The sequence below is a fragment of the Streptomyces viridosporus T7A genome, assembly GCF_008704515.1.
GTDB lineage: Bacteria > Actinomycetota > Actinomycetes > Streptomycetales > Streptomycetaceae > Streptomyces > Streptomyces viridosporus.
In genome coordinates this window covers 5,527,693-5,540,610 of the sequence record NZ_CP023700.1, presented here as the reverse complement: position 1 = coordinate 5,540,610, position 12,918 = coordinate 5,527,693, and the positions used below count along the sequence as shown (strand labels likewise).

Below are 12,918 nucleotides of genomic sequence, written 5' to 3'. Positions count from 1 at the left end.
GGGCGGGCGATGGAGCAGACACACACCTCCCACAACGGCACGGCGACGGCCACCCCCGGCGCACAGCGGCGGGTCCTGGTGGTCGAGGACGACGCGACGATCGTGGACGCCATCGCGACCCGCCTCCGTGCCGAGGGGTTCCTCGTGCAAACGGCGGGCGACGGCCCGTCCGCGGTCGACACGGCCGAGGCCTGGCAGCCCGACCTGCTGATCCTCGACGTCATGCTGCCGGGCTTCGACGGGCTGGAGGTCTGCCGCCGGGTGCAGGCCCAGCGCCCCGTGCCGGTCCTGATGCTCACCGCGCGCGACGACGAGACCGACATGCTGGTCGGGCTGGGCGTCGGCGCCGACGACTACATGACGAAGCCTTTCTCCATGCGGGAGCTGGCGGCCCGCGTGCACGTGCTGCTGCGCCGCATGGAGCGGGCGGCCCTCGCGGCCACGACGCCGCGCAACGGCATACTGCGCCTCGGTGAGCTGGAGATCGACCACGCGCAGCGCCGGGTGCGGGTGCGCAGCGAGGACGTCCACCTGACGCCCACCGAGTTCGACCTCCTGGTCTGCCTGGCGAACACCCCCCGCGCGGTGCTCTCCCGCGAGCAGCTGCTGGCCGAGGTCTGGGACTGGGCCGACGCCTCCGGCACCCGCACCGTCGACAGCCACATCAAGGCGCTGCGCCGCAAGATCGGCGCCGAGCGCATCCGCACCGTGCACGGCGTGGGCTACGCCCTGGAGACGCCCACGCCATGAGCGACGGGCCGGCCCGGCGCAGGAACCCGGGGAAGTCGCCCTGGGGCGGTGCACGCCCGTTCTCGATCAAGACCAAGCTGGGCGCGCTGGTCGTCATCTCGGTGTTGATCACCACCGGGCTGTCGATGATCGCGGTGCGCACCGAGACGGAGCTGCGCTTCATCACGGTCTTCTCGATGATCGCCACGCTGCTCATCACCCAGTTCGTGGCGCACTCGCTCACCGCCCCGCTGGACGACATGAACGCGGTGGCCCGGTCCATCTCGCACGGCGACTACACCCGCCGGGTGCGCGAGAACCGCCGCGACGAGCTGGGCGACCTGGCCCAGACGATCAACGCCATGGCCGACGAGCTGGAGGCCCAGGACCGTCAGCGCAAGGAGCTGGTGGCCAACGTCTCGCACGAGCTGCGCACCCCCATCGCGGGCCTGCGCGCGGTGCTGGAGAACATCGTCGACGGGGTCACCGAGGCCGATCCCGAGACGATGCGCACGGCCCTGAAGCAGACCGAGCGCCTGGGGCGCCTGGTGGAGACCCTCCTCGACCTGTCCCGCCTGGACAACGGCGTCGTCCCGCTGAGGAAGCGGCGGTTCGAGGTGTGGCCGTACCTGTCCGGCGTCCTCAAGGAGGCCGGCATGGTCGCCTCCGCCCGCGCGGGCATGGCCACCGGCTCCGGCAGCCACACGCGTACGGACGTCCACCTGCACCTCGACGTGACGCCGCCCGAGCTGGTCGCGCACGCCGACCCGGAGCGCATCCACCAGGTCGTCGCCAACCTCATCGACAACGCGGTCAAGCACAGCCCGCCGCACGGCCGCGTGACGGTCAGGGCGCGGCGCGGATCGCAGCCGGGGTCGCTGGAGCTGGAGGTCCTGGACGAGGGACCCGGCATCCCGCGGACCGAGTGGCACCGCGTCTTCGAGCGCTTCAACCGCGGCAGCGCCGACCGGCCGCACGGTCCCGGCAGCGACGGCGGCACCGGTCTCGGCCTGGCGATCGCCCGCTGGGCCGTCGACCTGCACGGCGGACGGATCGGAGTGGCCGAATCCGAGCGGGGTTGCCGAATCCTTGTCACTCTTCCAGGGGCGTCTTCCGTATCAGGTTGACGTACAGTTCGAAGCGGAGCCACAAGATCCATCCATGTCCATGCTGATGGACACGTGTGATCAGGCACAGGTCCCGCGCTCGCGCGCGCCGGACCACGCCCGAGTGATCCCTGAAGGGGGCCGGAGAAGCGGAACCACGCTTGTTTCCCGCCATTTCCAGCGTCGAAACACCCTCTGAGATGTGACTTACGCGACGTTGAACGGGCCCGGTCTGACCTTCTCGCTCTTGGAGGCGTAGCCTTGATTCCCGCTGTCCATCATCTTGCGAAGCGGAAGAGGGCGGTTGACGCCGTGTCGCCACAGTCCCCCAGTAACTCGAGCATCTCGACCGACACCGACCAAGCGGGGAAGAACCCCGCTGCGGCCTTCGGTGCCAACGAATGGCTCGTCGACGAGATCTACCAGCAGTACCTCCAGGACCCGAACTCGGTGGACCGAGCCTGGTGGGACTTCTTCGCCGACTACAAGCCGGGCGCGCCTGCGACCTCGGCTCCGGCGGGTACCGCGGCCGCGGGGGCCGCGGGGACCACCACCACGGCCCAGCCGACCGCTCCGGCCCAGCCTGCCGCGCCCGCGCCCGCCCGGGCCGCCGCGCAGCCCGCGCCCGCCGCTCCGGCCCAGCCGGCCGCCCAGGCTCCTGCTGCGCCGGCCCAGGCTCCGGCCCCGGCTCCGGCGAAGGCCGCCGCCCCCGCCGCTCAGCCCGCCGCCGCGAAGCCGGCCCCCGCGAAGCCGGCCGCCGCCAAGGCCAAGGCCGAGTCCGCCGACGGGGCCAAGGTCGGCCCCGAGAAGGTGACCCTGCGCGGCCCGTCCGCCGCCGTCGCCAAGAACATGGACGCCTCGCTGGAGCTGCCCACGGCCACGTCCGTGCGCGCGGTCCCGGTGAAGCTGCTGTTCGACAACCGCATCGTCATCAACAACCACCTCAAGCGGGCCCGCGGCGGGAAGATCTCCTTCACGCACATCATCGGCTACGCCATGGTCCAGGCCATCAAGGCGATGCCGTCGATGAACTGGTCCTACGCGAAGGTGGACGGCAAGCCGACCCTGGTCAAGCCGGAGCACGTCAACCTCGGCCTCGCCATCGACCTGGTCAAGCCCAACGGCGACCGCCAGCTGGTCGTCGCGGCGATCAAGAAGGCCGAGACGCTGAACTTCTTCGAGTTCTGGCAGGCCTACGAGGACATCGTCCGTCGTGCTCGCGACAACAAGCTGACGATGGACGACTTCACCGGCGTCACGGTCTCCCTGACCAACCCCGGCGGCCTCGGCACCGTCCACTCCGTGCCGCGCCTGATGCCCGGCCAGTCGGTGATCCTGGGCGTCGGCTCCATGGACTACCCGGCGGAGTTCCAGGGCACCAGCCAGGCCACCCTCAACAAGCTCGGCATCTCGAAGGTCATGACGCTCACGTCGACCTACGACCACCGGGTGATCCAGGGCGCCGCCTCCGGCGAGTTCCTGCGCGCCGTGGCGAACCTGCTGCTCGGCGAGAACGACTTCTACGACGACATCTTCGAGGCGCTGCGCATCCCCTACGAGCCGGTCCGCTGGCTCAAGGACATCGACGCCTCGCACGACGACGACGTCACCAAGGCCGCCCGCGTCTTCGACCTGATCCACTCCTACCGGGTCCGCGGCCACGTCATGGCCGACACCGACCCGCTGGAGTACAAGCAGCGCAAGCACCCCGACCTGGACATCGTCGAGCACGGTCTCACCCTGTGGGACCTGGAGCGCGAGTTCGCCGTCGGCGGCTTCGCCGGCAAGTCGATGATGAAGCTGCGCGACATCCTCGGCGTGCTGCGCGACTCGTACTGCCGCACCACCGGCATCGAGTTCATGCACATCCAGGACCCCAAGCAGCGCAAGTGGATCCAGGACCGCGTGGAGCGCTCGCACTCCAAGCCGGAGCGCGAGGAGCAGCTGCGCATCCTGCGCCGGCTGAACGCCGCGGAGGCCTTCGAGACCTTCCTGCAGACCAAGTACGTCGGCCAGAAGCGCTTCTCCCTGGAGGGCGGCGAGTCCGTCATCCCGCTGCTGGACGCGGTGCTGGACTCGGCCGCCGAGTCCCGCCTGGACGAGGTCGTCATCGGCATGGCCCACCGCGGCCGGCTGAACGTGCTCGCCAACATCGTCGGCAAGTCGTACGCGCAGATCTTCCGCGAGTTCGAGGGCAACCTCGACCCGAAGTCGATGCACGGCTCCGGCGACGTGAAGTACCACCTGGGCGCCGAGGGCACCTTCACCGGCCTGGACGGCGAGCAGATCAAGGTCTCCCTGGTCGCCAACCCCTCGCACCTGGAGGCGGTGGACCCGGTCCTGGAGGGCGTCGCCCGCGCCAAGCAGGACATCATCGGCAAGGGCGGCACGGACTTCACCGTCCTGCCGGTGGCCATCCACGGCGACGCGGCCTTCGCGGGCCAGGGCGTGGTGGCCGAGACCCTGAACATGTCGCAGCTGCGCGGCTACCGCACCGGCGGCACGGTCCACATCGTCATCAACAACCAGGTCGGCTTCACCGCGGCCCCCGAGTCCTCGCGCTCCTCCATGTACGCGACGGACGTGGCCCGCATGATCGAGGCCCCGATCTTCCACGTGAACGGCGACGACCCGGAGGCGGTCGTGCGCGTCGCGCGCCTGGCCTTCGAGTTCCGCCAGGCGTTCAACAAGGACGTGGTGATCGACCTCATCTGCTACCGCCGCCGCGGTCACAACGAGTCGGACAACCCGGCCTTCACCCAGCCGCTGATGTACGACCTGATCGACAAGAAGCGCTCGGTGCGCAAGCTCTACACCGAGTCCCTGATCGGTCGCGGCGACATCACCCTGGAAGAGGCCGAGCAGGCGCTGCAGGACTACCAGGGCCAGCTGGAGAAGGTCTTCACGGAGGTCCGCGAGGCCACCAGCCAGCCCGGCTCCGTGGAGACCTCCGACCCGCAGGCCGAGTTCCCGGTCGCCGTGAACACCGCGGTGACCACGGAGGTCGTCAAGCGGATCGCCGAGTCCCAGGTCAACATCCCCGACCACATCACCGTCCACCCGCGGCTGCTGCCCCAGCTGCAGCGCCGGGCGGCGATGGTCGAGGACGGCACCATCGACTGGGGCATGGGCGAGACCCTCGCCTTCGGCTCGCTGCTCCTGGAGGGCGTCCCGGTCCGCCTGGCGGGCCAGGACTCCCAGCGCGGCACCTTCGGCCAGCGCCACGCGGTCATCATCGACCGCAGCACCGGCGAGGAGTACACGCCGCTGCAGTACCTCTCCGAGGACCAGGCGCGGCTGAACGTCTACAACTCGCTGCTCTCCGAGTACGCGGCGATGGGCTTCGAGTACGGCTACTCGCTGGCCCGCCCCGACGCGCTCGTGCTGTGGGAGGCGCAGTTCGGCGACTTCGTCAACGGCGCCCAGACGGTCGTGGACGAGTTCATCTCGTCGGCGGAGCAGAAGTGGAACCAGACCTCCGGTGTGGTCCTCCTCCTCCCGCACGGCTACGAGGGCCAGGGCCCGGACCACTCCTCGGCCCGCCCGGAGCGGTTCCTGCAGCTCTGCGCCCAGAACAACATGACGGTCGCGATGCCCACCTCGCCGTCGAACTACTTCCACCTCCTGCGGTGGCAGGTGCACAACCCGCACCACAAGCCGCTGGTCGTCTTCACCCCGAAGTCGATGCTGCGCCTGAAGGCCGCGGCCTCCACGGCGGAGGAGTTCACCACGGGCCAGTTCCGCCCGGTCATCGGCGACACCACGGTCGACCCGGCCGCGGTGAAGAAGGTCGTCTTCTGCTCCGGCAAGGTCTACTACGACCTGGACGCCGAGCGCAGGAAGCGCGACGCGATGGACACCGCGCTCATCCGCATCGAGCGCCTGTACCCGCTGCCGGGTGCCGAGCTCCAGGCGGAGATCAAGAAGTACCCGAACGCCGAGAAGTACCTGTGGGCCCAGGAGGAGCCGGCGAACCAGGGTGCCTGGCCGTTCATCGCGCTCAACCTGATCGACCACCTCGACCTGGCGGTCGGCGCCGACCTCCCGCACGACGAGCGTCTGCGGCGCATCTCGCGGCCGCACGGCTCGTCCCCCGCGGTCGGCTCCGCGAAGCGCCACCAGGCCGAGCAGGAGCAGCTGGTGCGTGAGGTGTTCGAGGCGTAGTCCCGACGCCCTCACGAGCCGTGCACGGCCGGGCCGCATCCCCGCTCCGGGGGTGCGGCCCGGCCGTTTTCCGGCACCTATCCTTGTCCTCATGTACTTCACGGACCGTGGCATCGAGGAACTGGAGAAGCGGCGCGGCGAGGAGGAGGTCACCTTCGAGTGGCTCGCCGAACAGCTGCGGACGTTCGTCGATCTCAACCCCGACTTCGAGGTGCCGGTGGAGCGCCTGGCGACGTGGCTGGCGCGGCTGGACGACGAGGACGACGAGTAGGTAGGACGCCCTTCGGGGATTGATTCCCCTCGGGGTCGGTCGCGGGACCCCCGTGCGGCCCCTGAGGGATCGGCCGTGCGACCCCTGAGGAATCAGCCGTGCGGCCCCGGGGCGGCCGGTGACGGGTCCCCCGGGGGGCCGGGACGTCGGCCGTCGGGCCCGGCGGGGTGTGGACCCGCCGGGCCCGGCAGTGCGTTTTCGGCCGCCGCCGGCGCCCCGTACATGCCGGTGCCGGGGCGGCGACCTCGGAACAATGCTCTCGGGCCCCGGCCCTGGGCCCCGCCCCCCGGCGTCCGTGCCCGGCACGGCCCTGCGGTACCGGAGGGCGGGGCCCGGTGTCCCGTGAACCGGCGGGGGCGTTCCCGCCGCGGTCCGGCCGCCGACCGGGGACGGCGCCGGGGTTCCTCCGGCACCCCTCGCTCTCCCCGCTCCCGGGGAACCGGGCGCCGGGCCGGCGAAGGGCGATCTCGATCAGACGGGCGGCGGGCTCGCCGGGGACGAGTCCCGGGGTAGCAGGCCTCGCGCGCGTGAGGACTGCCAGGACACCACCAAGACACTGCCTCGACGGAAGCCCGCGTCGGCGGCGGGGCCGGTCAAGCATCTGCCGGTCAGCCGGTCGAGGACCCGCAGGTCAAAACGGGGCCGAGTCCGGTCCGGCCGACGAAAGCGCGCATCGCCTCCTTCTTCCCGGCCCGGGCCCGTCCCACCCCCACCGGCTCTGGCTCTGGCTCCGACTCCGGCTCCGGCTCCGGCTCCGGCTCCGGCTCCGACAGCAGCGGACATACGTGCGGCAGTCCGGCGGCACGACCGTGCGCCGGACCCCTTCGCCCGTTCCGGGCGCCGACTGATCACTGGAACGAGTGTCTTGACTTTCCCGAGGCGCGATATATCGTGAATCACGGAAGACGCGATATGGCGCGTCGTCGGGTTCGCCCCAGGAGGTCTCCCCATGTCCGAGTGGTCCGTCGCGGAGCCCACGAAGCTCACCTTCGACGCTCCTGTGAGCGAACTCCACGTCCGCATCGTCAACGGCACGGTGAACGTCGTGGGGACCGACGAGGACTCCGCCCGCCTGCAGGTGTCCGACCTCGAGGGACCACCCCTGGTGGTCACCCAGAAGGACGGCACGCTCACGGTGGCCTACGACGACCTGCCGTGGAAGGGCTTCCTCAAGTGGCTGGACCGGAAGGGCTGGCGCCGCAGCGCGGTGGTCTCCCTGGCCGTTCCGGCACGGACCCGGGTCGAGGTCGGCGTGGTCGGCGCCGGCGCCGTCGTCTCCGGGATCCAGGGCCCGGCGGCGGTGAAAGGGGTCGCGGGTGACACCACCCTGGTCGCCCTCTCCGGCCCGGTCCGGGCGGAGACCGTCTCCGGAAACCTGGAGGCCCAGGCGGTCACCGGCGACCTGCGCTTCGCCTCCGTCTCCGGCGACCTCACGGTCGTCGAGGGCTCGGGCTCCTCCGTGCGGGCGGACTCGGTCAGCGGCTCCATGATCGTGGACCTCGACCCCGACGGCCCCACCGACGTCCGGTTGACCAGTGTCTCCGGCGAGATCGCGATCCGGCTGCCGGATCCGGCGGACGCCGAGGTGGAGGCCAACACCGCGAGCGGCGCCGTCTCCAACGCCTTCGACGACCTGCGGGTGCACGGCCAGTGGGGCGCCCACAAGATCACCGGTCGTCTGGGCGCGGGCAGCGGCAAGCTGCGGGCCACCACCGTCTCCGGTTCCATCGCCCTGCTGCGCCGCCCGCCCGGGGAGGACGAGCCCGGACCGGCGGACGCACCACCCCGCGCCGGAAGCACAGCGGACGCCTCCCCGCACGGCCGGGACGGCGGACCGCGGGGCGGCTCGGGGGACCATTCCCCTACCGGCCGGAGCGAGGGCTCCCCCGCCTCCCCGGCCGACGGCACGACCGACAAGAAGGTGCTCTGACATGCCCCCCGTCTTCGCCCACGGACGCCTCCGCCTGTATCTGCTGAAGCTGCTGGACGAGGCGCCGCGCCACGGCTACGAAGTGATCCGCCTCCTCGAGGAGCGCTTCCAGGGGCTCTACGCGCCGTCCGCCGGCACGGTCTACCCGCGCCTGGCCAAGCTGGAGGCGGAGGGCCTGGTCACCCACACCTCCGAAGGCGGCCGCAAGGTCTACTCGATCACCGAGGCCGGACGCGCCGAGCTGGCCGACCGCAGGGGCGAGCTGGCCGACCTGGAGCTGGAGATCCGGGAATCGGTCGCCGAGCTCGCCGCCGAGATCCGGGCCGACGTCAGCGGCGCGGCCGGCGACCTGCGCCGCGAGATGCGGGCCGCGGCGAGCAAGGCCCGCCAGAGCCGGCGGAACGGGACGTCCGGCGAGGAGGAGGGCGTCGGCCTCGGCGACTTCACGGTCCTCGGCGACAAGGACGCCTGGCGCGCCGCCAAGGAGGAGATGCGCCGCGCCAAGCAGGAGTGGAAGGAGCAGGCCCGGCGCGCCAAGGACGAGAGCCGTCGCGCCCGCGAGGAGGCCCAGCGCGCCCGCCGCCAGGCCGAGGAGGCCCAGGACCAGGCGCAGGAGGAGGTGCAGCGCATCGCGCGACGGGTCCAGGAGCAGGTGCAGGACCACTTCGCCCGGGGTGACTGGCCGACGGGGCTGCGCGAGGGCCTGAGCGAACTGGCCAAGGAGATGGGCGAGTTCGGCAAGGACTTCGCCTTCGGCCGTACCGGCGCGGGAACCGCCGACCGGTCCTCCCGGCCGTCGTACTCCCACACCCCCGAGGACTTCCCCGCCGACTGCACCCCGGCCTGGGCGCACGAGGGCGCCGCGGACTCCACCGGTGACCCGGCCCGCGACCTGGACCGGCTGCTGGACCGCTTCCGGGACGACATCCGCGACGCGGCCCGCGACCACGGCATCACCCAGGAGCAACTCCACGACGCCCGCCGCCACCTGTCCACGGCGGCGACCCGGATCGGGGCGCTGCTGCGCACGCCGAAGCCCTGAGCCCGACGGCGGACCGGGACCCCACGGCGGGCCGGGACCCGGCGGTGCGGCGGGGTCCCGGCCCGTGCGGCCGAGGGGTCCCGCCGTGCCGCCGGACGAGCCGCGCCCTCCTCAGGCGCACGCCTCCCCCGTGCCGCCGAGCACCCTGGTCAGCGACGCGTGGGTCACCCCGTGGTCGGCGAGCACCTCGGCCGGGACGCCGGGGCGGACGGTCAGGGCGAGGAGGATGTGCTCGTCCCCGATGTGCCGCTCGCGCCGGGCGAGGGCGACGCGCAGGGCCTTCTCCAGCACCTCCTTGGCACCCTTGCCGAAGCCGGGGCGTCCCGGCCGCCCCTGCCCGTCCTTCCGGTCCCCGGACATCGCCCCGACCCCGTGGGTTTCCTCCACCCGGGCGACGATCTCCCGGACGTCGATCCCCAACGCGGCGAGGGCGTCGGTCTCGGCCCGGGACAGACCGGCACGGCGCCGCGCCTCCTCCAGGGCCCGCCGCACCGACTCCTTGCGCTCGCCGACCCCGAGCGCCGCCAGCGCGAAGGAGGCACGGCTGCCCTCGCGGTCCAGCAGGGCGAGCAACAGGTGCTCGGCGCCGACGGTCCGCGCCCGCGTCCCTTCGGCGCGCTCGACCGCCCCCTTCACCACCGCACGGGCGTCCTTCGTGAACCGCTCGAACATCACTGCCTCCCGTACTTCTTGTGCACGGCCTGCCTGCTGACCCCGAGTTCGGTGGCGATCTCCTGCCACGACCAGCCCTGGTGGCGCGCGTTGCGCACCTGCACGGTCTCCAGTTGCTCCAGCAGCCTGCGCAGCGCGGCGACGGCCCGCAGGCCGACCCGCGGGTCGCGGTCGCCCGCACGCTCGGCGAGGTCGGTTGCCTCAGTCATGCCGTCAACTTACGTTGACACTCTGGCGACGTCAACCCCGGTTGACAGAGCGACGGCCGGCCCGGATATCCGGACCGGCCGTCGTGAGGTGGGCGGTACCCCGCCGTCAGGGATTCGTGAGCACGATCTTGCCGAACTGCCCGCCGCTCTCCATCCGTTCGAAGCCCTCCCGGGCCCGGTCCATGGGCAGTACCTCGTCGATGACGGGGCGCACACCGGTGGCGGCACAGAAGGAGAGCAGGTCCTCCAGCTCGTCCTTGGTGCCCATCGTCGATCCGACGACCTTGAGCTCCAGGAAGAAGATCCGGGTCAGCTCGGCGTGCGAGGGTCGGTCCCCGCTCGTGGCCCCGGAGATGACCAGCGTGCCGCCGGGCCGCAGCGACTTCACCGAGTGGGACCAGGTGGCGGCCCCCACGGTCTCGATGACCGCGTCGACCCGCTGCGGCAGCCGCGCACCGGGCTCCAGCGCCTCCACGGCCCCCAGCTCCAGCGCCCGCTTGCGCTTGGCCTCGTCCCGGCTGGTGGCGAAGACCCGCAGTCCCGCGGCCTTCCCCAGCGCGATCGCGGCGGTGGCGACTCCCCCGCCGGCCCCCTGCACCAGCACCGAGTCCCCCGGGCGGACCCCGGCGTTGGTGAACAGCATCCGGTAGGCGGTCAGCCAGGCGGTGGGCAGGCAGGCCGCCTCCTCGAAGGACAGCTCCTTCGGCTTGGGCAGGACGTTCCAGGTGGGCACGGCGACCTGCTCGGCGAAGGTCCCCTGGTAACGCTCGGTCAGGATGGAGCGGGGCTCCTCGGGCCCCACCCCGTGACCGCTCTGTCCGATCACCGAGTGCAGGACGACCTCGTTGCCGTCCTCGTCGACCCCGGCGGCGTCGCAGCCGAGGATCATCGGCAGTTTGTCCTCCGCGAGGCCTACGCCGCGCAGGGACCAGAGGTCGTGGTGGTTGAGGGAGGCGGCCTTGACCGTGACGGTGCTCCAGCCGGGACGGGCCTCGGGAGCCGGGCGCTCTCCCGACTCCAGTCCGGCAAGCGGCTGGTCGCGGTCGATTCGGGCGGCGTAGACAGCGAACATGACCTTGACGATAGGTTCCCCGCCGCGCGGAAGGAACCACGGCCCACTGTGAGACACACCCTCTTGCCAGGAGGCACAGGAGGCCGGGGCGTCCCGGCCGGCCCTCCCGACAGCGAATCGGCCCCGTCCCTCGGAGGGACGGGGCCGACGGGGTACCGCGCGCCTCAGCGGCGGGCGACGCCCTCCGCCCGGGCGGCCGCGGCCACCGCCGCCGTCACCGCGGGGGCGACCCGCTCGTCGAACGGGGACGGGATGACGTAGTCGGCGGCGAGGTCGTCGCCCACCACCGCCGCCAGCGCCTCGGCCGCCGCCAGCTTCATCCCCTCGGTGATCCGGGAGGCCCTCACCTGCAGCGCCCCCGCGAAGATCCCCGGGAACGCCAGGACGTTGTTGATCTGGTTCGGGAAGTCCGACCGCCCGGTGGCCACGACCGCCGCGTACTTGTGCGCGATCTCCGGGTGCACCTCCGGCTCGGGGTTGGCCATGGCGAAGACGAACGCGCCCTCGGCCATCGACGCCACCGCCGGCTCCGGCACCGTGCCGCCCGAGACGCCGATGAAGACGTCGGCCCCGGCCAGCGCCGCCTCCAGCGGGCCGGAGAGCCCGGCCTTGTTCGTGAAGGACGCCAGTTCCCGCTTGATCGGCGTGAGGTCCTCGCGGTCCCGCGACACCACGCCCTTGCGGTCGGCCACCGCGACGTCCCCGATCCCGGCCTCGATCAGCATCTTGGCGATCGCGACACCGGCCGCGCCCGCGCCCGAGATCACGGCCCGCAGATCACCCAGCGCCCGCCCGCTCAGCCGCGCGGCGTTGCGCAGCGCCGCCAGCGTCACGACCGCCGTGCCGTGCTGGTCGTCGTGGAAGACCGGGATGTCCAGCCGCTCCTGCAGGCGCCGCTCGATCTCGAAGCACCGGGGCGCCGAGATGTCCTCCAGGTTCACCCCGCCGAAGGACGGGGCGAGCCGCACCACGGTCTCGACGATCTCGTCGACGTCGGTGCAGTTCAGGGCGAGCGGAACGGCGTCCACGCCGCCGAACTGCTTGAAGAGGATCGCCTTGCCCTCCATCACCGGGAGGGAGGCCTCGGGTCCGATGTCCCCGAGCCCGAGCACGGCCGTACCGTCCGTCACGACGGCGACGACCGACGACTTCCACGTGTAGTCGTGGACGAGGTCCGGCTGCTCGGCGATCGCGCTGCACACCTTCGCGACGCCGGGCGTGTAAGCCAGGGACAGATCGTCCTTGTCACGGACCGGCACGGTGGCCTGCACGGCCATCTTGCCGCCGCGGTGCAGCGCGAACGCCGGGTCGAAGGAATCGAGGGGCTCCGCCCCGTTCTCCTGATCCGTATGACCCTGCAGGCTTTCGCTGTCGCTGCGAGGATTGACAATCTCCGCTGCCACTTGGTTTTACCCCTTAAGTGTTTCGGTTTGAGGGTTGCCGCTCCGGGTGAGGAACGGGCGGGACCGCGCAAGGCCCGAAGGGTGGATAGGCACGAGCCGAACACGACGGGCGCGCCGCACACGCGCCCTGAGCCCCGGATGAGGGGTGTGAAGAACCTTCTTACCGGACGGACGCCACCGGCGACGAGTCCATAACGCGAAGGTCACATGACGACACCCCGAATCATCATCTGATATCAGGACAAGACCTGGACGAACTCTCAGCAAGCCCACAAGCGCAGCAAAAGGCGCGGCGGACACGTCCGCATCCTGGGACACAC

10 protein-coding genes are annotated in these 12,918 nt (G+C 71.7%); 6 read left to right on the top strand and 4 right to left on the bottom strand.

All coding sequences use genetic code 11. The annotated features are described in order from the left end of the window. Positions 1–9: 9 nt before the first annotated feature. The 6 genes from CP969_RS25750 to CP969_RS25725 all read left to right on the top strand — a co-directional run bounded on the left by CP969_RS25750 (position 10) and on the right by CP969_RS25725 (position 9,242). Positions 10–750, top strand: a complete 741-nt coding sequence (locus CP969_RS25750; protein WP_004983472.1) for a response regulator transcription factor — start codon at positions 10–12, stop codon at positions 748–750. Then, positions 747–1,856: a HAMP domain-containing sensor histidine kinase gene (locus CP969_RS25745; RefSeq protein ID WP_004983484.1), complete on the top strand. Its 1,110-nt coding sequence runs from the start codon at positions 747–749 to the stop codon at positions 1,854–1,856. Before CP969_RS25750 ends, CP969_RS25745 begins: the two co-directional genes overlap by 4 nt. 291 nt (positions 1,857–2,147) lie before the next feature. Further along, positions 2,148–5,999 carry a multifunctional oxoglutarate decarboxylase/oxoglutarate dehydrogenase thiamine pyrophosphate-binding subunit/dihydrolipoyllysine-residue succinyltransferase subunit gene (locus CP969_RS25740; protein WP_016824650.1) on the top strand — a complete coding sequence of 1,284 codons (3,852 nt, stop codon included), beginning with the start codon at positions 2,148–2,150 and terminating at the stop codon, positions 5,997–5,999. Between the two features lie 91 nt (positions 6,000–6,090). Further along, positions 6,091–6,270 carry a DUF6104 family protein gene (locus CP969_RS25735; RefSeq protein ID WP_003992906.1) on the top strand — a complete coding sequence of 60 codons (180 nt, stop codon included), beginning with the start codon at positions 6,091–6,093 and terminating at the stop codon, positions 6,268–6,270. A gap of 949 nt (positions 6,271–7,219) precedes the next feature. Beyond that, positions 7,220–8,200 carry a DUF4097 family beta strand repeat-containing protein gene (locus tag CP969_RS25730; protein ID WP_016824651.1) on the top strand — a complete coding sequence of 327 codons (981 nt, stop codon included), beginning with the start codon at positions 7,220–7,222 and terminating at the stop codon, positions 8,198–8,200. Position 8,201: 1 nt separating this feature from the next. Continuing rightward, positions 8,202–9,242, top strand: coding sequence for a PadR family transcriptional regulator (locus tag CP969_RS25725; protein ID WP_004983500.1), 1,041 nt, complete (start codon positions 8,202–8,204; stop codon positions 9,240–9,242). Positions 9,243–9,353: 111 nt separating this feature from the next. On the opposite strand, the gene CP969_RS25720 is transcribed toward CP969_RS25725, so the two are convergent. From CP969_RS25720 to CP969_RS25705, 4 genes are all read right to left on the bottom strand, one after another. Then, on the bottom strand, positions 9,354–9,914 hold the full coding sequence (locus CP969_RS25720) for a Clp protease N-terminal domain-containing protein (protein ID WP_016824652.1): 561 nt from the start codon (positions 9,912–9,914) through the stop codon (positions 9,354–9,356). After that, positions 9,914–10,123: an HTH domain-containing protein gene (locus tag CP969_RS25715; RefSeq protein ID WP_004983506.1), complete on the bottom strand. Its 210-nt coding sequence runs from the start codon at positions 10,121–10,123 to the stop codon at positions 9,914–9,916. The genes CP969_RS25720 and CP969_RS25715 overlap by 1 nt, the downstream gene beginning before the upstream one ends. A gap of 106 nt (positions 10,124–10,229) precedes the next feature. After that, complete coding sequence (locus tag CP969_RS25710) at positions 10,230–11,195, bottom strand: zinc-binding dehydrogenase (protein WP_004983509.1); 966 nt, start codon at positions 11,193–11,195, stop codon at positions 10,230–10,232. A gap of 164 nt (positions 11,196–11,359) precedes the next feature. After that, a complete protein-coding gene (locus CP969_RS25705) occupies positions 11,360–12,598 on the bottom strand; it encodes an NAD(P)-dependent malic enzyme (RefSeq protein WP_016824653.1) in 1,239 nt (412 codons plus the stop codon). Between the last annotated feature and the right edge of the window lie 320 nt (positions 12,599–12,918).